24 protein-coding genes are annotated in these 22,604 nt (G+C 69.4%); 15 read left to right on the forward strand and 9 right to left on the reverse strand.

The genetic code is table 11. The features are described 5' to 3' along the window. Positions 1 to 29: 29 nt before the first annotated feature. Positions 30 to 806 (reverse strand): enoyl-CoA hydratase, encoded by a 777-nt coding sequence (locus BLW81_RS13630; protein ID WP_083407615.1) that lies wholly within the window; start codon positions 804 to 806, stop codon positions 30 to 32. Next, on the reverse strand, positions 806 to 1,837 hold the full coding sequence (locus tag BLW81_RS13635) for an enoyl-CoA hydratase/isomerase family protein (RefSeq protein WP_083407616.1): 1,032 nt from the start codon (positions 1,835 to 1,837) through the stop codon (positions 806 to 808). The genes BLW81_RS13630 and BLW81_RS13635 overlap by 1 nt, the downstream gene beginning before the upstream one ends. A 163-nt stretch (positions 1,838 to 2,000) precedes the next feature. On the opposite strand from BLW81_RS13635, the gene BLW81_RS13640 reads away from it, so the two are divergent. Both BLW81_RS13640 and BLW81_RS13645 read left to right on the forward strand, forming a co-directional pair. Next, entirely contained in the window at positions 2,001 to 2,855 is an 855-nt protein-coding gene (locus tag BLW81_RS13640) for a Bax inhibitor-1/YccA family protein (protein WP_083407617.1), read from the forward strand. A 152-nt stretch (positions 2,856 to 3,007) separates the two neighbouring features. Next, positions 3,008 to 3,868 carry an endonuclease domain-containing protein gene (locus BLW81_RS13645; protein ID WP_083407618.1) on the forward strand — a complete coding sequence of 287 codons (861 nt, stop codon included), beginning with the start codon at positions 3,008 to 3,010 and terminating at the stop codon, positions 3,866 to 3,868. A 65-nt stretch (positions 3,869 to 3,933) separates the two neighbouring features. Here the strand turns inward: BLW81_RS13645 and BLW81_RS13650 are convergent, their stop codons facing one another. Together BLW81_RS13650 and BLW81_RS13655 are read right to left on the reverse strand one after the other, a co-directional pair. Then, a complete protein-coding gene (locus tag BLW81_RS13650) occupies positions 3,934 to 5,151 on the reverse strand; it encodes an acetyl-CoA C-acetyltransferase (protein WP_083407619.1) in 1,218 nt (405 codons plus the stop codon). A gap of 35 nt (positions 5,152 to 5,186) precedes the next feature. Then, positions 5,187 to 6,161 carry an SGNH/GDSL hydrolase family protein gene (locus BLW81_RS13655; RefSeq protein WP_083407620.1) on the reverse strand — a complete coding sequence of 325 codons (975 nt, stop codon included), beginning with the start codon at positions 6,159 to 6,161 and terminating at the stop codon, positions 5,187 to 5,189. Between the two features lie 207 nt (positions 6,162 to 6,368). Here BLW81_RS13655 and BLW81_RS13660 point away from each other — a divergent pair, with 207 nt between their 5' ends. From BLW81_RS13660 to BLW81_RS13675, 4 genes are all read left to right on the forward strand, one after another. Then, a complete protein-coding gene (locus BLW81_RS13660; protein ID WP_083407621.1) occupies positions 6,369 to 7,430 on the forward strand; it encodes an alpha/beta hydrolase fold domain-containing protein in 1,062 nt (353 codons plus the stop codon). 41 nt (positions 7,431 to 7,471) lie between these two features. Next, positions 7,472 to 8,872 (forward strand): cystathionine beta-synthase, encoded by a 1,401-nt coding sequence (locus BLW81_RS13665; protein WP_083407622.1) that lies wholly within the window; start codon positions 7,472 to 7,474, stop codon positions 8,870 to 8,872. A gap of 149 nt (positions 8,873 to 9,021) precedes the next feature. Further along, the gene (locus BLW81_RS13670; protein ID WP_083407623.1) at positions 9,022 to 9,609 is read left to right on the forward strand and encodes an Rv1078 family RDD domain-containing protein; all 588 of its coding nucleotides are present in this window, start codon (positions 9,022 to 9,024) and stop codon (positions 9,607 to 9,609) included. Positions 9,610 to 9,637: 28 nt separating this feature from the next. Then, the gene (locus BLW81_RS13675; protein ID WP_083407624.1) at positions 9,638 to 10,660 is read left to right on the forward strand and encodes a hypothetical protein; all 1,023 of its coding nucleotides are present in this window, start codon (positions 9,638 to 9,640) and stop codon (positions 10,658 to 10,660) included. Positions 10,661 to 10,664: 4 nt separating this feature from the next. Here BLW81_RS13675 and BLW81_RS13680 read toward each other — a convergent pair whose 3' ends face one another. Then, on the reverse strand, positions 10,665 to 11,837 hold the full coding sequence (locus BLW81_RS13680) for an acyl-CoA dehydrogenase family protein (RefSeq protein WP_173839621.1): 1,173 nt from the start codon (positions 11,835 to 11,837) through the stop codon (positions 10,665 to 10,667). 55 nt (positions 11,838 to 11,892) lie between these two features. Between BLW81_RS13680 and BLW81_RS13685 the strand changes: the two genes are divergently transcribed. After that, positions 11,893 to 13,041, forward strand: a complete 1,149-nt coding sequence (locus BLW81_RS13685) for a cystathionine gamma-synthase (RefSeq protein WP_083407625.1) — start codon at positions 11,893 to 11,895, stop codon at positions 13,039 to 13,041. A 2-nt stretch (positions 13,042 to 13,043) separates the two neighbouring features. On the opposite strand, the gene BLW81_RS13690 is transcribed toward BLW81_RS13685, so the two are convergent. The 3 genes from BLW81_RS13690 to BLW81_RS13700 form a co-directional block, all read right to left on the reverse strand. Beyond that, positions 13,044 to 13,706 (reverse strand): GOLPH3/VPS74 family protein, encoded by a 663-nt coding sequence (locus tag BLW81_RS13690; protein WP_083407626.1) that lies wholly within the window; start codon positions 13,704 to 13,706, stop codon positions 13,044 to 13,046. 54 nt (positions 13,707 to 13,760) lie between these two features. Then, the gene (greA, locus tag BLW81_RS13695; RefSeq protein ID WP_083407627.1) at positions 13,761 to 14,255 is read right to left on the reverse strand and encodes a transcription elongation factor GreA; all 495 of its coding nucleotides are present in this window, start codon (positions 14,253 to 14,255) and stop codon (positions 13,761 to 13,763) included. A gap of 265 nt (positions 14,256 to 14,520) precedes the next feature. Then, positions 14,521 to 14,943 (reverse strand): DUF4307 domain-containing protein, encoded by a 423-nt coding sequence (locus tag BLW81_RS13700; RefSeq protein ID WP_083407628.1) that lies wholly within the window; start codon positions 14,941 to 14,943, stop codon positions 14,521 to 14,523. A 128-nt stretch (positions 14,944 to 15,071) separates the two neighbouring features. Here BLW81_RS13700 and mca point away from each other — a divergent pair, with 128 nt between their 5' ends. From mca to BLW81_RS13720, 4 genes are read left to right on the forward strand one after another with little or no spacing between them, the layout of a single operon-like run. Continuing rightward, the gene (mca, locus tag BLW81_RS13705; RefSeq protein WP_083407629.1) at positions 15,072 to 15,941 is read left to right on the forward strand and encodes a mycothiol conjugate amidase Mca; all 870 of its coding nucleotides are present in this window, start codon (positions 15,072 to 15,074) and stop codon (positions 15,939 to 15,941) included. Then, the gene (locus BLW81_RS13710; RefSeq protein WP_083407630.1) at positions 15,938 to 16,213 is read left to right on the forward strand and encodes a hypothetical protein; all 276 of its coding nucleotides are present in this window, start codon (positions 15,938 to 15,940) and stop codon (positions 16,211 to 16,213) included. Before mca ends, BLW81_RS13710 begins: the two co-directional genes overlap by 4 nt. After that, positions 16,197 to 18,191, forward strand: coding sequence for a thioredoxin domain-containing protein (locus BLW81_RS13715; RefSeq protein ID WP_083407631.1), 1,995 nt, complete (start codon positions 16,197 to 16,199; stop codon positions 18,189 to 18,191). The genes BLW81_RS13710 and BLW81_RS13715 overlap by 17 nt, the downstream gene beginning before the upstream one ends. Before the next feature lie 10 nt (positions 18,192 to 18,201). Further along, positions 18,202 to 18,576: a nuclear transport factor 2 family protein gene (locus BLW81_RS13720; RefSeq protein WP_083407632.1), complete on the forward strand. Its 375-nt coding sequence runs from the start codon at positions 18,202 to 18,204 to the stop codon at positions 18,574 to 18,576. Here BLW81_RS13720 and trhA read toward each other — a convergent pair. Continuing rightward, positions 18,573 to 19,313 carry a PAQR family membrane homeostasis protein TrhA gene (trhA, locus tag BLW81_RS13725; protein ID WP_083407633.1) on the reverse strand — a complete coding sequence of 247 codons (741 nt, stop codon included), beginning with the start codon at positions 19,311 to 19,313 and terminating at the stop codon, positions 18,573 to 18,575. The two genes, BLW81_RS13720 and trhA, sit on opposite strands and share 4 nt — an antisense overlap. A 90-nt stretch (positions 19,314 to 19,403) precedes the next feature. On the opposite strand from trhA, the gene BLW81_RS13730 reads away from it, so the two are divergent. From BLW81_RS13730 to BLW81_RS13745, 4 genes are all read left to right on the forward strand, one after another. Continuing rightward, the gene (locus tag BLW81_RS13730; protein WP_083407634.1) at positions 19,404 to 20,195 is read left to right on the forward strand and encodes a (2Z,6E)-farnesyl diphosphate synthase; all 792 of its coding nucleotides are present in this window, start codon (positions 19,404 to 19,406) and stop codon (positions 20,193 to 20,195) included. Between the two features lie 15 nt (positions 20,196 to 20,210). Further along, a complete protein-coding gene (locus BLW81_RS13735) occupies positions 20,211 to 21,563 on the forward strand; it encodes a hypothetical protein (protein WP_083407635.1) in 1,353 nt (450 codons plus the stop codon). An 81-nt stretch (positions 21,564 to 21,644) separates the two neighbouring features. Next, complete coding sequence (locus BLW81_RS13740; protein ID WP_083410525.1) at positions 21,645 to 22,070, forward strand: hypothetical protein; 426 nt, start codon at positions 21,645 to 21,647, stop codon at positions 22,068 to 22,070. 76 nt (positions 22,071 to 22,146) lie between these two features. Beyond that, a complete protein-coding gene (locus tag BLW81_RS13745) occupies positions 22,147 to 22,557 on the forward strand; it encodes a hypothetical protein (RefSeq protein ID WP_173839622.1) in 411 nt (136 codons plus the stop codon). Positions 22,558 to 22,604 lie beyond the last annotated feature (47 nt).

Here is a 22,604-nt window from a genome sequence, read left to right on the forward strand (position 1 = left end):
TCGTCGCGGGTGTCGGTCACCCCCGCAGATTAACGGTGGCGGAAGTTTGGTGGGCGCTTCTCGGTGAACGCGTTCATGCCCTCGGTCTGGTCGTCGGTCGCGAACGCCGAATGGAACAGCCTGCGTTCGTAGAGCAGTCCCTCGGCGAGCGTGGTCTCGAACGCCCGGTCGACGGCCTCCTTGGCCATCCGCGCCGCCGACAGCGACATTCCGGCGATGGTTCTGGCGATCGACGCGGCCTCGTCGAGCAGCGAGTCGGCCGGCACCACGCGCGAGACCAAGCCCGCGCGTTCGGCCTCCTCGGCGTCCATGTTGCGGCCGGTGAGGATCAGGTCCATGGCCTTGGCCTTGCCGATGGCGCGGGTGAGTCGCTGCGAACCGCCCATACCCGGAAGTACGCCCAGCTTGATCTCCGGCTGACCGAATTTCGCGGTGTCGGCGGCGATCAGCAGATCGCACATCATCGCCAGTTCGCAGCCGCCACCGAGCGCGTAACCGGCGACCGCGGCGATGGTGGGGGTGCGGGTGGCGGCGAATTTCCCCCAGGCAGCGAAGAAGTCGCTGCTGTACACGCCGGCGAACGTCAGGCTCGCCATCTCCTTGATGTCGGCACCGGCGGCGAACGCCTTCTCGTTGCCGGTGACGATGATCGCGCCGACACCCGGGTCGTTGTCCAATTCGGCTGCGGCGGTGGTGACTTCGTGCATCACCTGGCTGTTGAGCGCGTTGAGCGCTTTCGGCCGGTTCAGCGTGATGGTGGCGACGCGGTCGTCGCGGGTGACCAGAATCGTCTCGTAGTCGCTCATCAGAACTCCAGTTCGCGGTCGGCCGGCGCGAAATAGGCCTCGACGTCGGCGGGGGTGACGGCCGCCAGCGAGGCAGGCGACCACTTCGGGTTGCGGTCCTTGTCGACGACCTGGGCGCGGATGCCCTCGACGAAATCGTGGGAGCGCAGCGACGCGCATGACGTCCGGTACTCCTGGCGCAGCACGTCTTCGAGTGTGTCGAGTTCGGCGGCGCGGCGCAGGGCTTCCAGCGTCACCGAGACCGAGACCGGCGAGCGGGTCTCGATGAGGTCGGCGGCCTTCTCGGCGGCGGGCCCGTGGCTGCGCAGGGCGGCGACGATGTCGGCGGGGGTGTCGCCGGCGTAGCACTGGTCGATCCAATCACGCTGCGCGGCAAGGTTACTCGGAGGCGGTTCGACGGCGAAGGTCTTCAGGGCGGCGTCGACGCCATCGGCGATGACCGCGGCCTTGAACTCGGCGAGCTTGTCGTGGGGCACGTAGTGGTCGGCGAAGCCGAGCGCGATCGCGTCCGCGCCGTCGAAGTTCGCCCCGGTGAGCGCCGCGTGGTAGCCGAGCAGGCCGGGTGTGTGCGACAGGATGCGCGTGCCGCCGACGTCGGGGATGAAGCCGATGCCGACCTCGGGCATCGCCATCTTGGTGGTGTCGGTGACGACCCGCACGCTGCCGTGCGCGCTGACCCCGACGCCGCCGCCCATCACGATGCCGTCCATCAGCGCGACATACGGTTTGGGGAACCGGCCGATCTGGGCGTTGAGCAGGTATTCGTCGTACCAGAACGTGCGCGCCTCGGACCCGTCGGCGCGGGCGCTGTGGTACAGCGCGACGATGTCGCCGCCTGCGCACAGGCCGCGTTCACCGGCGCCGTCGATCAGCACGGTGGAGACGTCGTCGCTGTTCTCCCACTCGGTGAGCGCGCGGGCCATCGCGGTCACCATCACGTGGTTCAGCGAATTGATCGCCTTGGGCCGGTTGAGGGTGATCAGGCCGACGCCGCGGTCAACAGTTACTAGGACATCCTCGTTTTCGCCCACGAGTATGCAATGTAGAACGTCTCCCGCCCCGGGGTGGCTCCGGGTAGGGTTTCCTGTGAAGACGCTGGGAAAGTTGCCGGGCGAAACCGGGAACCGACCAGAGTCGCAGGACGTTGACGGTGTGTTCGCCGCTTGACGAATGACATCACGGAGAGGAACGACGGTGCGGGAATCCAGCAACCCCGTATTCCGGACCCTGCCAAAGACGCAGGGCGGATATGCGCAATTCGGTACCGGGGCTGCCGCCTACGGTACGCAGGCGGTTCACACGGACCCCTATGCGACGCAGTACCCCGACCAGCAGCAGGCGGGCGTCGCGCGGCCGCTGACCATCGATGACGTCGTCACCCGCACGGGCATCACGCTCGCGGTGCTGTCGGCCGTCGCGGTGGTGTCGTACTTCCTGGTGGCCCAGAACATCGGGCTGGCCATGCCGTTCACCTTGGTGGGCGCGCTCGGCGGCCTGGTGCTCGTGCTGATCGCGACGTTCGGCCGCAAGCAGGACAACCCCGGCATCGTGCTGAGCTACGCGGCGCTCGAGGGCCTGTTCCTCGGTGCGTTCTCGTTCGTCGTGGCGAACCTGATGGTGTCCGGTGTCAGCGCCGGCGCCTTGATCAGCCAGGCGGTGCTCGGCACGATCGGCGTGTTCGCCGGCATGCTCGTGGTCTACAAGACCGGTGCCATCCGGGTGACGCCGAAGTTCACCCGTTTCATCGTGGCCAGCCTGTTCGGTGTGGTGGCCCTGATGCTCGGCAACCTGGTGCTCGGCCTGTTCGGTGTCGGCGGCGGCGAGGGCCTCGGCCTGCGCAGCGGCGGCCCGATCGCGATCATCTTCTCGCTGATCTGCATCGGCCTGGCGGCGTTCAGCTTCCTGATCGACTTCGATGCCGCCGATCAGATGATCCGCGCCGGTGCGCCGGAGAAGGCCGCGTGGGGCATCGCCCTCGGCCTGACCGTCACGCTGGTCTGGCTGTACATCGAGATCCTGCGACTGCTGTCCTACTTCAACAGCGACTAGCAGTTTTGACGACGAGGCCCGGCACGAAATGTGCCGGGCCTTTTCGTTTGATGGGCGTTGACTCTGCGTCCAGGGCGCGATTCATCCACAGATTCGCGCCGTGGGCGCAGAATCAACGCCGATCGGTCGGTGGTGGGCGGCACGCTGCGGTCATGGGGGAGAAGAAAAGACAACAACTGCCGTTCATCGGCAGCGAGGCGTTGGCGTCCGGGGCGCTGAACCGGTACGAGTTGCGGCGCTATCACCGGCCACTGATGCCGAACGTCTACCTGGACGAGCACATCGACCCGTCGCTGGCGCAGCGCACCGTCGGGGCGTGGCTGTGGTCACGCCGGCAGGCCGTGATCGCGGGGTTGGCGGCGTCGGCGCTGCACGGCAGCAAGTGGATCGACGACGACGTACCGGTCGAGCTGATCTGGCGCAACGCCCGCGCGCCCGAGGGGGTGATCACCCGCGACGATCTATTGCTGCCGAACGAGTTTCAGTGTCTCGACGGTCTGCCCGTCACCACGCCGGAGCGCACCGCGTTCGACATCGGCAGGCGGGGATCGCTCGGTGCGGCGGTCGCCCGGCTCGACGCGCTCGCGGCCGCAACCGGATTGAAAGCGTCCGCGGTCGAGGCGCTCGCCCGAGAACACGCACGGGCGCGCGGACTGCGTCAGCTCGAACGGGCGCTCGACCTGATGGACGCCGGCGCCGAGTCGCCGAAGGAAACGTGGTTGCGGCTGTTGGTCATTCGCAACGGCTATCCGCGGCCCCGCACGCAGATCCCGATCCTGGGCCCGGACGGGTGGCCGATGTACTTCCTCGACATGGGTTGGGAGCACCTGAAGCTGGCGCTCGAGTACGACGGCGGGCAGCACTGGGACGACGCCGTTCGCGTCGCCTACGACATCAAGCGGGGCGAGTACGTCGACGATCTCGGCTGGACCGTGATCCGCGTGACGAAGGGCCACCACGCCTACGACGTGCTGGCCCGCGTGCAGCGAGCGTGGAACCGGCTGAGTCGTTGACTCTGCGTCAGGGGCGTGCCGCGACGGCTGTTTCGCGCCCTGCACGCAGAGTCAACGCAAGCGACTCAGGACAGCCGCTCGATCACCATCGCCATGCCCTGGCCGCCGCCGACGCACATGGTCTCCAGACCGAACGTCTTGTCGTGCGTGGTCAGGTTGTTGAGCAGCGTCGCGGTGATCCGCGCGCCGGTCATACCGAACGGGTGGCCCAGCGCGATCGCGCCGCCGGAGACGTTGAGCTTGTCCTCGTCCATGCCCAGCGCCCGCGCCGAGCCCAGCACCTGCACCGCGAACGCCTCGTTGATCTCGTAGAGGTCGATGTCGCCGATCGACATCCCGGCGTTGGCCAGCGCCTTCTTCGTCGCCTCGATCGGGCCCAGCCCCATGATCTCCGGCGACAGCCCGCTCACACCGGTCGACACGATGCGCGCCAGCGGGGTCAGCCCGAGCTCCTTGGCCCGCACATCGCTCATCACGACCAGCGCCGCGGCACCGTCGTTCAGCGGGCAGGCGTTGCCCGCGGTCACGGTGCCGTTCGGCCGGAACACCGGCTTGAGCTGGCTGATCTTCTCGTAGGTGGTGCCGGCGCGCGGACCGTCGTCCTTGGACACCACGGTGCCGTCGGGCAGCGTCACCGGCACGATCTCGCGATCGAAGAAGCCGCTGTTGATGGCCTCCTCGGCGCGGTTCTGCGACCGGACGCCCCAGTGGTCCTGGTCCTCGCGGCTGATCCCGGTGTGCAGCGCGACGTTCTCGGCGGTCTGGCCCATCGCGATGTACACGTCGGGCAGCGCGCCGTCCTCGCGCGGGTCGTGCCATTCGTCGGCGCCCGCGGCGGACTGGTCCGACCGGCTCATCGCGTCGGCGAACACCGGGTTCTTGCTGTCCGGCCAGCCGTCGGCCGTGCCCTTCGGGAATCGCGAAACCGTCTCCACGCCAGCCGAAATGAACGCATGACCCTCGCCGGCCTTGATCGCGTGGAACGCCATGCGGGTGGTCTGCAGCGACGACGAGCAGTACCGGTTGACGGTGGTGCCGGGCAGGAAGTCGTAGCCCAGCTGCACGGCGACCGCCCTGCCGACGTTGAAGCCGGCCTCACCGGCGGGCTGACCGCAGCCCATGATGAGGTCGTCGATGTCGCGCGGATCGAGCGCGGGCACCTTGTCCAACACCGCGCGCACCATCTGGGCGGCCAGGTCGTCGGGTCGCATGTCGACCAGTGATCCCTTGGCGGCGCGGCCGATCGGCGACCGCGCGGTCGCGACAATGACGGCTTCAGGCATGGTGTCTCCTCGCATCGATCGATATAGCAGTGAACCTAGCTGGCGGGCACCGCGGCCGGGGTGGGGACCCCACCGAGCACCGGTGCGGGGACCCCCGTCGAGCGCCGCCAGAGCCTGCTCAGTCCGCCGACGCGGCCCAGCAGCGCGAAGCCCTCGCCCGACCGCGACTGCCACGGCAACTCGGGCACCGCGCCACCGAGCCAGTCGCTCAGCGCATTACACAGCGCGGGCAGCAGCTGGTTGGCGGCCAGCTCGTAGCCGGCACCCGACGGGTGGAACATGTCCGGCGAGAACAGCACGTCGGGCGTCTTGCGGAAGTGCGGCGCCAACAGGTCGGCGAGCGGCACCGGGATCCCGCCTGCCGACCGCACCGCCGCCGCCTGGACCCGGGCCAGGTGCAGGCCGCGGCTGCGGGCGTAGGCGCGAAGCGGCTGGGGGATCGCGGTGATCACCCCGAAGTCCGGGCAGGTGCCGACGACCACGACCGCGCCCGCGTCGCGCAGCCGGCGCACGCCCTTGCCGAGCCGGCGTGCCGACGGCCCGATTCCGTTGGGGCGGGTGATGTCGTTGGCGCCGATCATGATCACCGCGGCGTTCGGCGGCGGGCCGGCAACGAACATCGCGTCGATCTGACCGGACAGCCCTTTCGACGTCGCGCCGACGATGGCCTTGGTGCTGAGCCGGATTCGCCTGCCGGAGACCTCGGCGAGCCCGCGCGCCAGCAGCACGCCGGGCACCTCCTCCGCGCTGGTCGCGCCGTATCCGGTCGCGGTGGAGTCGCCGAAGATCATCAGATGCAGATCGGCGGGCACGTCGCGGTGCCACCGCTCGACCGGACCGCCACCGGGTGAGTACACGCCGTCCGCGCGCGGCGGGATGTCCCACGCCTTGGGGATCGCCTGCCGCGCCTGGTCGGCCTGCCCGATCAGCAGGTTGCGGGCGCCGATATACGCAGAACCCGTCGCCGCGGCCGCAACCGCGATGGAGGTCGCCAGGCGGGATGTGCCCACGGCCGCAAGTTTAGGTCGGTTTTCCGGGGTTATCCGCGTGGCACAGGTGTCGACGGATCACATTGCGGTATCAAGTCCGGTATCGAAATTGACTCGTCGATTGTTTATATCGAATAGACGGTGTCAAGCTAAGATACGGATCTCGCTTCAGAAAATTAGGCGTGCTTCGCACTACGACGTGCTGGATCGTCAGAGGGAGTGGTTGTCATGACCGCACCGAGCAAGATCGGCAAGGCCCCACATTCGCGGATATCGCCTGTTCAGACGCGCAAGCCCCGCAAGTTCCCGGTCAGCGACGGCGCGCCGGTCGAGGTCGTCGAAGACGGTCCGAGCATCGCGGGCAGGCTCACTTCGCTGGCCGCTGCGCTAACTATTCGGCCGACCCTAGCTATCGGCAGCTATGCGCCGCGCCTGCCGTGGCCGTGGGGTCTGGTGGATTTCGTCGCCCGCGTCGCGCGCCCCGCGCCCGGCACGATCCGCGCCACGATTTCTTTGCCGAACTGCACCGCGCAACTGGTTCGCGCACCCGGTGTGCTGCCCGCCGACGGCAAACGCGGCGTCATCCTCTACATGCACGGCGGCGCGTTCCTGACGTGCGGCGTCAACTCGCACGGCCGGCTGGTGCAGGCGATCTCGGGCTACGCCGACTGCCCGGTCCTGGTGGTCAACTACCGGATGATCCCGAAGCACTCGGTGGGGATGGCTGTGGAGGACTGCTACGACGCCTACAAGTGGTTGCGGCTGAAGGGATACGAGCCCGACCAGATCGTGCTCGCCGGCGACTCGGCGGGCGGCTACCTGGCGCTGGCCCTGGCCGAGCGGCTGCAGCGCGAGGGGCTCGAGGGCGAGACTCCCGCCGCGATGGTGACGATGTCGCCGCTGTTCGAGATCGACAACGAGTCCCGAGCCAACCACCCGAACATCCACAGCGACGCGATGTTCCCGTCGCGCGCCTTCTACGCGCTGGTCGACCTGGTCAAAGAGGCCGCGGGCAGGCACTTCACCGACGGCAAGCCCGAGGAGGTCTACGAACCGCTCGACCACATCGAGCCGGGACTGCCGCGCACCCTGATCCACGTCTCCGGCTCCGAGGTGCTGGTCAGCGACGCCCGCAAGGCGGCCCGCCGGTTGGCGGCGGCCGGCGTTCCGGTCGAGGTCCGGGTCTGGCCGGGCCAGATGCACGTGTTCCAGCTCGCCTCGCCGTTCGTGCCCGAGGCCACCCGGTCGCTGCGGCAGATCGGCGACTACATCCGAGAGGCCACCTGGTAACCCGGCTGACATCGGCGTCCGCCGCCTGACACGATGGAGTCATGCGGATCGCCCGGCACGTCAGTGAGCTCATCGGCAACACCCCTCTGGTGCAACTGAACTCCGTGGTCCCCGAGGGTGCGGGCCGGGTCGTCGCCAAGATCGAGTACCTCAACCCGGGCGGCAGCTCCAAGGACCGCATCGCGATCAAGATGATCGACGCCGCCGAGGCCAGCGGTGAGCTCAAGCCGGGCGGCACGATCGTCGAACCGACGTCGGGCAACACCGGCGTCGGCCTGGCGCTGGTGGCCCAGCAGCGCGGATACAAGTGCATCTTCGTCTGCCCGGACAAGGTCGGTGAGGACAAGCGCAACGTGTTGCGCGCGTACGGCGCCGACGTCGTCGTGTGCCCGACGGCTGTCCCGCCCGAGCATCCGGACAGCTACTACAGCGTCTCCGACCGGCTGGTGGCCGAGGTCGACGGCGCGTGGAAGCCCGACCAGTACTCCAACCCGATGGGCCCCGAGTCGCATTACGAGTCGACGGGCCCGGAGATCTGGTCCGACACCGACGGCCAGATCACCCATTTCGTCGCCGGCGTCGGCACCGGCGGCACGATCACCGGCGCCGGCCGCTACCTCAAGGAGGTGTCCGGCGGGGCGGTGAAGGTGATCGGCGCGGACCCCGAGGGTTCGGTGTACTCGGGCGGCAGCGGCAGGCCGTATCTCGTCGAAGGCGTTGGCGAGGACTTCTGGCCGGCCGCCTACGACCCGGCCGTGCCCGACGAGATCATCGCAGTGTCCGACGCCGACTCGTTCGACATGACGCGGCGCCTGGCGCGCGAAGAGGCGCTGCTCGTCGGCGGGTCCTGCGGGATGGCCGTCGTCGCGGCGATCAAGGTGGCCGAACGGGCCGGGCCCGACTCCGTGGTCGTCGTGCTGCTGCCCGACGGCGGTCGAGGCTATATGGCGAAGATCTTCAACGACGACTGGATGTCGTCGTACGGGTTCCTGCGCAACCGGCTCGACGGGTTCGTGGAGGAGTCGACGGTCGGCGACGTGCTGCGCGGAAAGTCCGGGGCGCTGCCGGATCTGGTGCACACGCACCCGTCGGAGACCGTGCGCGACGCTATCGGCATCCTGCGCGAATACGGCGTCTCGCAGATGCCGGTGGTGGGCGCCGAACCTCCGGTGATGGCGGGCGAGGTCGCAGGCAGCGTGTCCGAACGCGAGCTGCTCTCGGCGGTGTTCGAGGGCCGCGCGAAACTGGCCGACGCGGTCGCCGAGCACATGAGCCCGGCGCTGCCGCTGATCGGCGCGGGCGAACTCGTCAGCGAGGCTGCGACGGCGCTGCGCGAAAGCGATGCGGTGATGGTGGTCGAGGAGGGCAAGCCGGTCGGGGTGCTCACCCGCCACGACCTTCTCGGGTTCCTGTCCGACGGCAGCAAGCGCCGCGTGCGCTGAGCCGCCGTAACGGCAGTTACGAAGCCCGGCAAACAAATCCATACCGTCGGGCATGTGCTCGACTTGGCGGCAGAAATCCCAGCACAAAGCCGCTTCTCAGGTAAGGTGGGCACGCTCGATCCCAGCTAAGGCACAGACTGGAAGGCGTCATGACCGATTCACCGCCACCAGGAAGCTATCCACCTCCGCCGCCGGGGGGATATCCGCCGCCACCACCGTCGGAAAGCGCCTATCCGCCGCCGGCACAAGGACTTCAGCCGCTGCCCACCGACGCGTACACGTCGTGGTTCACCCGCGTCCTGGCCTGGCTGATCGACTACATCCCGGTCTTCCTGCTGCAGGGTATCGGTTACGCGCTGCTGCTCGGCACCCGCGAAACCGTCTGCATCACCGACACTTCCGAGTTCGAACTGGGCGAGTTCTGCGCGACGGGCGCGTCGACGACCGGCCAGCTCGCGGTCGTCGTCACGTCGATCCTGGTGCTGGTCTACGCGATCTGGAACTTCGGCTACCGGCAGGGCACCACCGGCTCCAGCATCGGCAAGTCGATCCTCAAGTTCCAGGTCGTCAGCGAAAGGACCGGTCGGCCAATCGGTTTCGGAATGTCGATCGTGCGCCAGCTGGCCCACGTGATCGATGCCCTCATCTGCTATATCGGATATCTGTTCCCGTTGTGGGACGCCAAGCGGCAGACGATCGCCGATAAGCTCATCAAAACCGTCTGCCTGCCTTTGTAAATCCGTAGTCGACAACCTGGAAGGTCGCATGTCTGATCAACCGCCTCCTCCGCCGGGGAACTATCCGCCGCCCCCGCCCGGTGGCTATCCGCCGCCACCGCCGCCGGGTGGCTACCCGCCGCCACCGCCGCCCGGTGGTTATCCGCCACCGCCCCCGCCGGGTGGCTACCCGCCGCCACCGCCGCCCGGTGGTTATCCGCCCCCGCCGGGAGCCGGCTATCCGCCGCCCGCACCGGGCGGGTACCCGCCGCCGCAGGGCTATCCGGGGGGTTATCCACCGGCCGGCCAGGGCTTCGGCGGGCCACCCGCCTACAGCGTCGGCGACGCGTTCTCGTGGGCGTGGGGCAAGTTCACCGCCAACGCCGCGGCGCTGATCGTCCCCACGCTCGTCTACGCGCTCATCGTCATCGTGCTGCAGGCGCTGTTCGGCATCCTGTCGGCGGCCGTGGCTCCGGAGGCGACGAGCTACACCGCCGACGAGAACGGATTCGCGTTCTCCTACAACGTGTCCGGGCCCGCCAGCCTGGCCGTCACGGTCCTGGGCTACATCGTCGCGCTGATCGTCGGCGGGGCGATCCAGTCGGCCTACTACGGCGGCATGCTCGACGTCGCCAACGGGCGACCGGTGACCATCGGGTCGTTCTTCAAGCCGCGCAACGTCGGCAGCGTCATCATCGCCGGCGTGATCGTCGGGATCCTGACGTCGATCGGCTTCGCGCTGTGCATCCTGCCCGGCGTCGTGGTGGCGTTGTTCACGATGTTCACGGTGGTCGCGCTGCTGGACCGCAACCTGTCGCCGATCGATGCGATCAAGGCGAGCTTCGACATCGCCAAGAACAATTTCGGGCAGGTGCTGCTGACGTTCATCGTCGTGGTGGCCGTGTTCATCGTCGGCCTGCTGCTGTGCGGTGTCGGCCTGCTGGTGGCCTTCCCGTTGATGACGCTGATCGAGGTGTACGCCTACCGCAAGCTCAGCGGCGGGCAGGTGGCCGAGCTCAACCCGCAGCCGCTGCCGCCGGGACCGCCGCCGCAGACGACGCCGCAGCAGTGACGGCTCATCGGAAGGCGCTGACTCCGGTCAGCGCCTCTCCGATGACCATCTGGTGCACCTCCGACGTGCCCTCGTAGGTCAGCACCGACTCCAGATTGTTGGCGTGCCGGATCACCGGATACTCGAGCGTGATGCCGTTGGCGCCCAACAGGGTTCGGCACTGACGCGCGATCTTGATGGCTTCGCGGACGTTGTTGAGCTTGCCGAAGCTGACCTGCTCGGGCCGGATGCGGCCGTCGTCCTTGAGCCGGCCCAGGTGCAGCGCCAGCAGCTGGGCCTTGCCGAGTTCGACGGCCATGTCGGCGATCTTGGCCTGCGTCAGCTGGTACGCGGCCAGCGGCTTGTCGAACACCTCGCGGGTGCCGACGTAGTCCAGCGTGGCCGCCAGGCAGTCCCGCGCCGCACCAACGCTGCCGAACACGATGCCGAACCGCGCCTCCGACAGACAGCTCAGCGGTCCCTTGAGCCCGCGCGCCTCCGGCAGCTTCGCGTCCTCGGGCAACCGGACGTCGTCCAGATGCAGTTCGGAGGTGACCGACGCCCGCAACGACAGCTTGTGCGTCATGTCGGTGGCAGTGAAGCCGGGCGTGCCCGCGGGCACCAGGAACCCGGCTACACCGTCGTCGGTCTGCGCCCACACCACCGCGACGTCGGCCACCGAGCCGTTGGTGATCCACATCTTCGAACCGTTGAGGACCCAGTCGGACCCGTCGCGCTTGGCGTTGGTGCGCATGCCGCCCGGATTCGAACCGAAGTCCGGCTCGGTCAGCCCGAAGCAGCCGATCGCCTCGCCGGCGGCCATCGCGGGCAGCCACTGCGTGCGCTGCTGTTCGCTGCCCCAGCGGTGGATCGCGAACATCGCCAGCGAGCCCTGCACCGAGACCAGGCTGCGCAGGCCGCTGTCGACGGCCTCGAGTTCCTGGCACACCAGGCCGTAGGCCGTCGCGGTGGACCCGCCGCACCCGTAGCCGGTCAGGTGCATGCCCAACAGCCCGAGCTTGCCGAACTCGGCGGCCAGATCCCGCACCGGCACCTGACCCGTCTCGAACCACTCCGCCACCGACGGGCGCAGCCGCTGGTCGCCGAACCGGCGCACGGTCTGGCGCAGTTCGAGGTCCTCGGGCGACAACATTGAATCCAACTCGAGCAGATCGTCGAGACGGCTGGTGGGGCTCATGATCCCTGTCTACACCGGTCCGGCCGCGAACCCGACATCGCTAGGCTGATCGGTGATGACCGAACACAGCAGCCACGGCCTCTCCACGAAGGCGATCCACGCCGTGCGGCCCGACCTGACGACCGGGGCCGTCAACACACCGATCTACGCGAGTTCGACCTTCGCCCAGGACGGCGTCGGCGGGCTGCGCGACGGCTTCGAATACGCCAGGACCGGCAACCCCACCCGACGGGCGTTGGAGACCTCGCTCGCCGCGGTCGAGTCGGCCGCCTACGGGCGTGCGTTCTCCTCGGGGATGGGCGCGACCGATTGTGCGCTGCGCGCGCTCCTGCGGCCCGGCGACCACGTCGTGATGCCCGACGACGCCTACGGTGGCACGTTCCGGTTGATCGACAAGGTGTTCACGCATTGGGGCATCAACTACACCGCGGTGTCGCTGGCCGACCTCGACGCGGTGCGCGCGGCGATCACCGCGCAGACCCGGCTGATCCTGGTCGAGACGCCCACCAACCCGCTGCTGTCGATCGCCGACATCGCCGGCATCTCCCAGATCGCCGCGGACGCGAACGTAAAAGTGTTGGTGGACAACACGTTCGCCTCGCCCGCTCTGCAGCAGCCGCTGGTGCTGGGCGCCGACATCGTGCTGCACTCCACCACCAAGTACATCGGCGGGCACTCCGACGTGGTGGGCGGGGCGCTGCTGACCAACGACGAGGAACTCGACGCGGCGTTCGCCTTCCTGCAGAACGGCGCGGGTGCGGTGCCCGGCCCGTTCGACGCCTACCTCACGTTGCGCGGCCTCAAGACCCTGGTGCTGCGCATGCAGCGGCACAGCGACAACGCCGCAGTGATAGCGGAGTTCCTCGAGGGGCATCCCGCGATCTCGACCGTGCTCTATCCGGGGCTGCCACAGCATCCCGGCCACGAAGTCGCGGCCAGGCAGATGTCGGGCTTCGGCGGCATGATCTCGGTGCGGCTACGCGGCGGCGCCGACGCGGCACGCAAATTCTGTTCGCGCACCGAGATTTTCATCCTCGCCGAGTCGCTGGGCGGCGTCGAGTCGCTGATCGAGCATCCCGGCGCGATGACGCACGCGTCGACGGCGGGCTCGCAGCTCGAGGTGCCCGACGACCTGGTGCGGCTGTCGGTCGGCATCGAGGACGTCGCCGATCTGCTCGCCGACGTCGAACAAGCGTTGAGCTAGCGCTACCGCAGCGCCTGACGCACCGCCGACGCGGTGACCGCCAGGTTGACCTCCGGCAGCGCGGTCGGATACTCGTCGACCCAACTGCCCAAGGCGATTTCGCCGGCGCGGGCGTGGACCCAGCGCCACCCGCGGTCGTTGAGGCTGAGCAGTGCGCCGAGCCCGTCGGCCGCGTGCAGCAACGAGATGATCGCGGCGGTCGCCGGCGGGGGCGGGGTGCGGTCGAACAGCGCCGCCATCAGCGCCGCCCTGGCGTGGCCGACCCGGTCGCGGTTCGTCAGCGGCCACGCGAAGTGCTGACCGAATCGCTTGCCCGGCAACGGGACCCGGCGAATCTGCCCGGTCCGCTCCAGATGGCCGACGACGTGGCCCTCGGTGTGTTTGGCCAGCCGCTTGACCGCGGTCGCCGGCGCCAGCGGCCGGCGCTGCAGCAGCTGGAACGCCGGCTCGCTGACGGGGTCGGTGCCGCCGGGCGCCGCCAACGCGATCAGCCGGCCGGCTTCGACCGCTTCACCGTCGACGGCGGGCCGGATCCAGCAGGCGTGCGCGAGGTCGAGCAGGACTGCCGCTGACAGCACCCGCTCGCGGCGGGCACGCTCCAGACCCGGCTGGGCGGAGGCGTTGTCGAGCAGCAGCAGATACAGGTCCTCGGCGATTCTCGCCATGCCCGGATGCTAAACCGGGTGCGCGGAATCAGGCTTGGGCGGGCTGGGCGGGAGTCAGGCTTGGTAGGGCTCGGCCTCGAGCAGCTTGACCTTCACCGTGCTGCCGTTGGGCACCGTGTAGGTGCGCACGTCGCCGACCTTGGCGTCGATGAGCGCCTCGCCCAGCGGCGACTTCGGCGAGTACACCTCGAGCTTGCCGTCGCTGATGCCCTCCTGGCGGGTGGCGATCAGGAATGTCTCGGTGTCGCTCTCGTCGTCGCCGTACTGCACCTTGACCACGGAGCCGGGCAGCGCGACGCCGGACTGCTTGGGGGCCTCGCCGACCTTGGCGTTGTTGAGCAGCTCCTGCAGCTGGCGGATGCGGGCTTCTTGCTGGCCCTGCTCCTCACGTGCGGCGTGGTAGCCGCCGTTCTCGCGCAGGTCGCCCTCTTCGCGACGGTCGTTGATCTCGGCGGCGATGACCGGGCGGTTGGCGATCAGCTGGTCCAGTTCGGCCTTGAGCCGGTCGTACGCCTCCTGCGTCAGCCAGGTGACCTGTGTGTCGGTCATGTCGTCGCGCTCCTGTCTATATAGGTACTGCGGGTGTTCTCGCGCTTGTCTCGCGTAAGAAGTCTCGTGGTGCGGCGCCGGGGCGGTGGACGTGTATTGCCGCGCTGGTCACGCCTGAAACAGAACGTCCCCCTCAGAGCACCAAATGCAGCAATACACGGCCCCAGCGGGAACCGTGTACCGGTCCATGATAGCACCGCGCCGACAACTGAATTTCGCGAATTCGCAGTTCGCCATTTGTTGCGGCGTCTCGATCAGGGTGATTTCAGGGCGCGACGAGGTACTGCGGCACGTCGATGCCGCAGCCGTAGATGTCGCCGAGCACGGGCTCGCGGGTGGCGGTCACCTCGGTGGTGATGACCACGGTTTTCTCCGTCGACGGCGGTATCAGAACCTCTCGACGGCCGGTCTCGGCGCCGTCCTTGGAGCGGGCCCGCACGATGCACGCGGCCGGCCGCGACGGGTCCTTGCGGGTGACGCTGATCGTCACCGACACGGTGTTGTTGCCCACCAGCTGATAGGCCCCGGCCTCGCCCGTGACGTCGTTGCCGCCGAACCGGCCGGCCGCCACGATCGCCACGATCACGCCGGCCACCAGCACCAGCGCCGTCAGCGCGATCGCGGCCCAGCGGCGCTGCCGCCCGGTCAGCCGCTGGCGCCCGTAGCGGGAAGCGGGACGATCGATCATCTGGTTTTCTATGCCCGTCGGTCGGATAGATCTACAGAACTGGAACTATAGGACTACCGATTCGGGTTGATATCCCTCGAGACGAGCAGTCGAAGACAACAGGTATGCGACAGGTAAGGCAGAGCAGGTTGAGCGAACTGCGGTTGATGGCCGTGCACGCCCACCCGGACGACGAGTCCAGCAAGGGCGCCGCCACGATGGCCCGCTACGTCGACGAGGGCGTGCGGGTGCTGGTCGTGACCCTGACCGGTGGTGAGCGCGGCGACATCCTCAACCCGGCGATGGATTTGCCCGAGGTGCACGGCCGGATGTCCGAGATCCGCCGCGACGAGATGGCCCGCGCCGCCGAGATCCTCGGCGTCGAGCACCACTGGCTGGGCTTCGTCGACTCCGGCCTGCCCGAGGGCGATCCGCTGCCGCCGCTGCCCGAGGGCTGCCTGGGCGTCGTTCCGCTCGAGCAGCCGACCGAGGCACTGGTGCGGGTGGTGCGCGAGTTCCGGCCCCACGTGATGACGACGTACGACGAGAACGGCGGCTATCCGCACCCCGACCACATCCGCTGCCACCAGGTGTCGATGGCGGCCTACGAAGCCGCCGGCGACTACCGGTTGTTCCCCGACGCCGGCGAGCCGTGGAACGTGGCCAAGCTGTACTACACGCACGGTTTCCTGCGGCAGCGGATGCAACTGCTGCAGGACGAGTTCGCCAAGCACGGCGAGGTCGGGCCGTTCGAGAAGTGGCTCAAGCACTGGGAGCCTGACGCCGACATCTTCGCCAAGCGGGTGACCACCCGCGTCGAGTGCGCGAAGTACTTCGCCGTGCGCGACGACGCGCTGCGTGCGCACGCCACCCAGATCGACCCCAACGGCGACTTCTTCCGCGCGCCGATCGAATGGCAGCAGCGGCTCTGGCCGACCGAGGAGTACGAACTGGCCAGGTCGCGGGTGCCGGTGACGCTGCCCGAGACCGACCTGTTCGCCGGGATCGAGGAGCGATGAGCATCGTCCCCGCGCTGAGCCTGCTGGCCCAGAACGCGCCCCGCGACACCGGCCCGGACTTCGGCAAGGCCAGCCCGGTCGGGCTGGTGGTCGTCGTGCTGCTGCTGATCGCGACGTTCCTGCTGGTGCGGTCGATGAACAAACAGCTGCGCAAGCTGCCGGAGTCGTTCGACGAGCCCGACCAGCCCGTTGTCGACGCCGAGCCGGACGCCGGAACACCCGAGAGCGCGCCGCCCGACGCCAACGGGACGAAACGTGAGCCCGGCGGCTAACCAGCTCGCCAGGGCCACCAGCCCGTACCTGCGCCAGCACGCCGACAACCCGGTGCACTGGCAGATGTGGACGGCCGAAGCGCTCGCCGAGGCCGCCGCCCGCGACGTGCCGATCCTGCTGTCGATCGGCTACGCCGCCTGCCACTGGTGCCATGTGATGGCCCACGAGTCGTTCGAGGACGAGCAGGTCGCCGCGGCGATGAACGACGGCTTCGTGTGCATCAAGGTCGACCGCGAGGAGCGGCCCGACCTCGACGCGGTGTACATGAACGCGACCGTCGCGCTGACCGGGCAGGGCGGCTGGCCGATGACGTGTTTCCTCACCCCCGACGGGCGGCCGTTCTTCTGCGGCACCTACTTCCCGAAGGCGACATTCCTGCAACTGCTGGCCGCGGTGACCGACACGTGGCGCACACGGCGCGCCGACGTGGAGGAGACCTCCGACCGGATCACCGACGAACTGCGGTCGATGGCCGCGGGCCTGCCCGGCGGCGGTCCGGCTGTGCAGCCCGCGCTGTGCGATCACGCGGTCGCCGCGGTGCTGGCCGACGAGGACGTGGCGCGCGGCGGCTTCGTCACGAATCAGGCTGCGGCTCCGAAGTTTCCACCGTCAGCGCTGTTGGAGGCGTTGCTGCGCAACCACGAACGCACCGGCGAACCGCTCGAGACCGTCGAGCGGACCGCCACCGCGATGGCCCGCGGCGGCATCTACGACCAGTTGGCGGGCGGGTTCGCGCGCTACAGCGTCGACGCGTCCTGGGTGGTCCCGCATTTCGAGAAGATGCTCTACGACAACGCGCTGCTGCTGCGCGTGTACGCGCACTGGGCGCGCCGGTCCGCGAATCCGTTGGCGCGCCGGGTGGCGGCCGAGACGGCCGGGTTCATCGTCGACGGCCTCGGCGTCGACGGCATGTTCGCCTCGTCGCTGGATGCCGACGCCGACGGCGTGGAAGGCCTCACTTACGTGTTCACGCCGTCGGAGTTGCACGACGTGCTCGGCGGCGACGACGGGCGTTGGGCGGCAGAGGTTTTCGCAGTCACCGAACAGGGCACGTTCGAACACGGCGCTTCGGTGCTGCAGCTGCCCCGCGACCCCGACGACCCGCAGCGCTTCGACCGCGTGCGCGCCGCCCTGTTGGCCGCCCGGCTCGCCAGGCCGCAGCCCGGCCGCGACGACAAGGTCGTCACCGCCTGGAACGGCCTGGCGGTCACGGCGCTGGCCGAGGCGAGTGTCGCGCTGAACCGACCCGAATTGCTCGACGCGGCAACGCAATGCGCGCGCGCCGTGTGGAATCTGCACGTCGTCGACGGCCGGTTGCGTCGGGCCAGCCTCGGCGGCGTGGTCGGCGACAGCGCGGCCATCCTCGAAGACCACGCCGCACTCGCGACCGCGCTGCTGACGCTGCACCAGCTGACCGGGGGATGGCTCGACGAGGCCACCCTGCTGCTCGACATCGCGCTCGACCACTTCGCCGGTGCCGACGGCCGCTGGTTCGACACCGCCGACGACGCCGAGGCGCTGATGGTGCGCCCGGCCGATCCGCTCGACGGGGCGACCCCGTCGGGCGCCTCGCTGGTCGCCGAGGCGCTGCTGCTGGCCGGGCATCTCGTCGACGGTGCGCGCGCCGACCGGTACGCCGAGGCCGCCGGCGCCACGCTGGCGGCGGCCACGCCGATCCTGGCGCGCCTGGCGCGCTTGGGCGGGCACTGGCTCGCCGTCGCCGAGGCCGCGGTGCGTGGGCCGCTGCAGATCGCGGTGGCCTGTGATCCGGCCCGGTCCGAACTGCTCGACGCCGCACGGCAACTCGCGCCCGGTGGCGCGGTCGTCGTCGGCGGCCCGGTGAACTCGTCGGCCCTGCTGGCCGACCGCGACCGGGTCGGTGGCGCCGACGCGGCGTACGTGTGTCGCGGGCGCACCTGCGACCTGCCCGTCACGACCGTCGAGGATCTCGCCGCTGCGCTGGGCGCTTCCGTGTAGCCTTCGGCGCATGCCGTCTCCGGAAGACAACGCCAAGACCGTCGCCCGCTACCTCGAACTCGTCGGGCAGGGCAAGACCGACGACATCGCCGAGCTCTACGCCGACGACGCCACCGTCGAGGATCCGGTCGGCGGCGGCGAGGTGCACATCGGCCGGGAGGCGATTCGCCGCTTCTACGGGAACCTGCCCGCCGGCGGCGCGCACGCCGACGTCGTGACGCTGCGCGCGCTGGGGCAGGAGGCGGCGTTCTTCTGGTCGCTGACCGTCGACCTCGGCGAGAGCAAGATGCGCATCGAGATCATCAGCGTGATGACCTTCCACGACGACGGGAAGATCGGTTCGATGAAGGCCTACTGGGGCCCGGAGAACGTCACCCAGCTCTAGAAGACGGCGAACCACATCGCGATGTAGTGGCAGATCGCCGCGACCGCGGTGCACGCGTGGAAGAACTCGTGGTGGCCGAACGTCGTCGGCCACGGATCGGGCCACTTGAGCGCGTACAGCACGCCGCCGATCGAGTACAGCGCCCCGCCGACGATCAGCAGCACCAGCGCCGCGATGCCCGCGCCCTCCATGATCGGGCCGACGAACCACGCCGCCACCCAGCCGAGCAGGATGTAGAGCGGCACGCCCACCCAGCGCGGCGCCGACGGCCAGAAGCACTTGAGCAGCACCCCGGCGGTCGCACCGCCCCACACGATCCAGAACAGCACCATGCCGTCGTTCTGCGGCAGTGCCAGCAGCGCGAACGGGGTGTAGCTGCCCGCGATGAACACGAAGATCATCGAGTGGTCGAGGCGCTTCATCCACTTGCGGGCGGTCGGCGACTTCCAGTTCACCCGGTGGTAGGCGCCGCTGACGGTGAACATCGCCACGATCGTCAGGGTGTAGATCAGCGTCGCGATCCCGGCCCGCGTCGACTGCACCGACCACGACACCGACACCAGCGTCGCACCGCAGATCGCCGCGATCACCGCTGCGTACACGTGGATCCAGCCCCGCAGCCGCGGCTTGCCGATGAAATTCGCGGCGGCGCCGACTACGGCTTCCGGGAAGTCCTCGGCTTGGTCGCGCGGTGCGCGAGAACGATCAGAGTCGGTGGCGTCGATGGACTGCGTCATGTCACCTCCGGAGATGCCAGGCCCTGGTGAAGACCCTACGAAGTTCGTGTGCACGCGGGGAGCATCACCCCCACAGTAGTCTGGATCTTCGTGGAGCTCATTCCCCCGCGCCTCAAGGAGCCGGCCTACCGGCTCTACGAGATGCGGTTGCGCCAGGAGCTGGCTCGGTCGAAATCCCAACTGCCGCGCCATATTGCCGTTCTGTGCGACGGCAACCGCCGATGGGCGCGTGATCTCGGCCACGACGACGTCAGCTACGGCTACCGGATGGGCGCCCGCAAGATCGCCGAGATGCTGCGCTGGTGCGCCGAGGCGGGCATCGAAATGGCCACCGTCTACCTGCTGTCCACCGAGAACCTGCAGCGTGACCCCGACGAGCTGGCGCCGCTGATCGAGATCATCACCGACGTCGTCGAAGAGATCTGCGCGCCCGCCAACCACTGGAGCGTGCGCACGGTCGGCGACCTCGAGCTGATCGGCGAGGAGCCGGCGCGCCGGCTGCGTGACGCCGTCGAGTCCACCGACGCGGGGCCCGGGTCCTTTCACGTCAACCTCGCCGTCGGCTACGGCGGGCGTCAGGAGATCGTCGACGCGGTGCGCCAACTGCTGGGCAAGGAACTGGCCAACGGCCGCTCCGGCGAGCAGTTGATCGAGGCCGTCACCGTCGACGCGATCTCGGAGAACCTCTACACCTCGGGGCAGCCCGACCCGGACCTCGTCATCCGCACGTCGGGGGAGCAGCGGCTGTCGGGGTTCCTGCTGTGGCAGAGCGCGTATTCGGAGATGTGGTTCACCGAGGCCTACTGGCCGGCGTTCCGCCGCGTCGACTTTCTGCGCGCGCTGCGCGACTACACCGCACGGCACCGCCGGTTCGGCACCTGATGCGAGACTGACGGTATGGCTGCGCTGTCGGCTCTGGTCTTCGCGCTCAGCTGGTGGTTGGGGCTCTATCTGCTGGCCCGCGACCCGCGCAAACCCGTGCTGGTGCTGGCCGCGGTCGGGCTGACCAGTTTCGCGGTGGTCGTCGCGCTGGATGCGGTGCGCACGGTCAGCGGCGCGGAGGTCCTCGGCCGCATCGAGATCTACCTCGTCGCGGTGCCGGGCATCGCGTGGTTCGCGGTGCTGCTCGAGCTGTCCCGGCCCCGCGACACCTGGCGCAGCCGGGCAGGCGAACTGGGGCTGGTGGCTGCCGTCGCCGCGGTCGCGTTCGTCGGCGCGGCGATGGCGGGCAGCGTCGACGGGCCGCTGCGCACGGGCCACTGGGTGATGTTCGCCGCGATCTCGTTGTCGGCGCTGGGCGCGCTGGTGCACGCGGTGGCGCGGCGGTCCCAGCCGGGCCCGGTGGTCGGTTTCGTCGTGATCGCGACGCTGTTCTTCGCGCTGGGCAACGCGATCCTGGTCATCCCGCTCGGGCTGGTGCCGAGCTGGTTGGCGTTGGCGTCGACGGGGTTCGACGTCGCGCTGCTCGGCGTCGCGGTCGCGATCGGGGACGCGTTCGACGAGGGTCAGGCGCTGCGGGCCGACATGCTGCGCTCGTTCACCGCGACCGCCGTGGTGGCGGCGCTGTTCGGCGGGCAGGCGCTGGTGGTGCTGGCCGTCACCGGCCATGAGACGGCGCTGACCGTGCTGCTGTTCACCAGCCTGGCGGTCGCGATCGCGATCAACGTGCTCGCCGACCCGCTGGCCGGGATCCTGGACCGGCTGGCGTTCTCGCGCTCACCGGCGCTGCGCGCCGACCGGGCCGCGCTGCGCAGCACCGAGGCGGCGCTGCCGCTGCGCAAGGACAATCCGCTCGACGGCATCGACGAGGACACCTTCGCGCGGCTGACCCGCCGTGCGCTCGGCCACTACGGCGACCTGTCCAAGCTGATCGCCAGCCCGCTGACCAAGCTGCCCGTCATCGACGAGCGGCTGGCCGCGCGCGGCGCCCCGGACCAACCGCTCGAGCGCGCCAACGAACTCAAGGCGCTGCTGGCCGAGCGGATCGCCCGGCTCAAACCGCGCGACGCCGGCGACTTCGGCACCACCGAGGAGTGGCGGCACTACAACTCGCTGTACTTCCCGTACGTCGTCGGTGTGCGGGCCTACGCGCAGAACGCCACCGCCGCCGGGCTCGACCCCGTCGCGCGCCAGGCCTGGCAGTGGTTCGTCACCGAGGTGCCGCAGCGGTCGCTGCACAACTGGCAGAACGCCGCCGCGCGGCTGATCGCCGCCGACCTGCGCGGCACCCTGGTCACCGCCCCCGACTGACACCTGCGCTGACCTGCTTCTGGCAGTGGTTGGCAGCGTTCTGTGTACAGCTGGCAGCGGCTGCTGCGCAGTGTCGAAGCCATGACCACCGCCACTCGCACCGGCCTCGATGGCCGGGCCCCGACGGACTCGCTGCTGCGTTTCGCGCTGCGCGCCGACGCAACCCTGTGCGCGGCTCTCGGCCTGCTCATCGCCACCGCCGCCGACCCGCTCAGCCGGCTGTCCGGCCTGTCGGCCACCAGCGAGTGGATCGCCGGCGTCGCGCTCGTCGCCTACGGCACGGCGCTCTACCTGGCCGCCGGGGTGCCGCGCGTGCGCCGCGTCGGCGTCGGTGTGCTGGCGGGCAACGTCGCGTTCGCGGCCACCGTCGCGGTCGTCGTCACCGCGGGCTGGCTGCCGCTGACCGAGTTCGGCGCCGTCTCGGTCCTCACGTTCGCCGCCCTCACCCTCGGGCTTGCCTACGTCCAGTACCGCGGGGTCCGTCGCCTCGATGCGGCCCCTACATGACCGGTCCGGAGCCGCCGTCGTAAGAGGTTGCGGCGTCGGCTCCGGAACGGTTCCCCCACCACAGAAAGGAAGTTCGATGACCGCCATCTCCCTGCCGAGGCTCAACGAGTCCACCGACGCGCTGCTGCGCTTCGCGATGCGCGCCGACGCGGTCCTGACCGGCCTGGCCGGCATCGCCTCCGTCCCGCTGGCGCGCTGGCTGGCCGAGACCTCGGGCACCACCGTCGCTTTCGAGTACGCGATGGCCGCGTTCTTCGTCGTCTACGGGCTGGCGGTGCTGGCGCTGGCGGCGCTGCCGTCGGTCTCTCGCGCCGGCATGGCCGTGATCGTCGCCAATGTGGTGTACGCGGTCGCGGCCGTGGTGCTGGTGCTGTCCGGGGTGTTCGCGCTGACCACGATCGGCGTGGTGCTCATCCTCGCGACCGGTGTCTACACGCTGGCGTTCGCCGAGCTGCAGTACCAGGGTTGGCGTCGGCTGAAGCGCTGACCTGTTGCGGCTCAAGCCCGTTCGGCGGTGACGCCGGGCGGGCTTGG

This window comes from Mycolicibacterium rutilum, assembly GCF_900108565.1.
Taxonomy (GTDB): Bacteria; Actinomycetota; Actinomycetes; order Mycobacteriales; family Mycobacteriaceae; genus Mycobacterium; species Mycobacterium rutilum.

Excerpts from the sequence above, each read along its gene's own strand:
- BLW81_RS13680 (WP_173839621.1), bottom strand. The coding sequence starts at position 11,837 with ATGAGCCCCACCAGCCGTCTCGACGATCTGCTCGAGTTGGATTCAATG.
- BLW81_RS13665 (WP_083407622.1), top strand. The coding sequence starts at position 7,472 with ATGCGGATCGCCCGGCACGTCAGTGAGCTCATCGGCAACACCCCTCTG.
- BLW81_RS13670 (WP_083407623.1), top strand. The coding sequence starts at position 9,022 with ATGACCGATTCACCGCCACCAGGAAGCTATCCACCTCCGCCGCCGGGG.
- trhA (WP_083407633.1), bottom strand. The coding sequence starts at position 19,313 with ATGACGCAGTCCATCGACGCCACCGACTCTGATCGTTCTCGCGCACCG.
- BLW81_RS13650 (WP_083407619.1), bottom strand. The coding sequence starts at position 5,151 with ATGCCTGAAGCCGTCATTGTCGCGACCGCGCGGTCGCCGATCGGCCGC.
- BLW81_RS13630 (WP_083407615.1), bottom strand. The coding sequence starts at position 806 with ATGAGCGACTACGAGACGATTCTGGTCACCCGCGACGACCGCGTCGCC.
- BLW81_RS13740 (WP_083410525.1), top strand. The coding sequence starts at position 21,645 with ATGACCACCGCCACTCGCACCGGCCTCGATGGCCGGGCCCCGACGGAC.
- BLW81_RS13660 (WP_083407621.1), top strand. The coding sequence starts at position 6,369 with ATGACCGCACCGAGCAAGATCGGCAAGGCCCCACATTCGCGGATATCG.
- BLW81_RS13710 (WP_083407630.1), top strand. The coding sequence starts at position 15,938 with ATGAGCATCGTCCCCGCGCTGAGCCTGCTGGCCCAGAACGCGCCCCGC.
- greA (WP_083407627.1), bottom strand. The coding sequence starts at position 14,255 with ATGACCGACACACAGGTCACCTGGCTGACGCAGGAGGCGTACGACCGG.
- BLW81_RS13675 (WP_083407624.1), top strand. The coding sequence starts at position 9,638 with ATGTCTGATCAACCGCCTCCTCCGCCGGGGAACTATCCGCCGCCCCCG.
- BLW81_RS13685 (WP_083407625.1), top strand. The coding sequence starts at position 11,893 with ATGACCGAACACAGCAGCCACGGCCTCTCCACGAAGGCGATCCACGCC.
- BLW81_RS13700 (WP_083407628.1), bottom strand. The coding sequence starts at position 14,943 with ATGATCGATCGTCCCGCTTCCCGCTACGGGCGCCAGCGGCTGACCGGG.
- BLW81_RS13745 (WP_173839622.1), top strand. The coding sequence starts at position 22,147 with ATGACCGCCATCTCCCTGCCGAGGCTCAACGAGTCCACCGACGCGCTG.
- BLW81_RS13645 (WP_083407618.1), top strand. The coding sequence starts at position 3,008 with ATGGGGGAGAAGAAAAGACAACAACTGCCGTTCATCGGCAGCGAGGCG.
- BLW81_RS13720 (WP_083407632.1), top strand. The coding sequence starts at position 18,202 with ATGCCGTCTCCGGAAGACAACGCCAAGACCGTCGCCCGCTACCTCGAA.
- BLW81_RS13735 (WP_083407635.1), top strand. The coding sequence starts at position 20,211 with ATGGCTGCGCTGTCGGCTCTGGTCTTCGCGCTCAGCTGGTGGTTGGGG.
- BLW81_RS13690 (WP_083407626.1), bottom strand. The coding sequence starts at position 13,706 with ATGGCGAGAATCGCCGAGGACCTGTATCTGCTGCTGCTCGACAACGCC.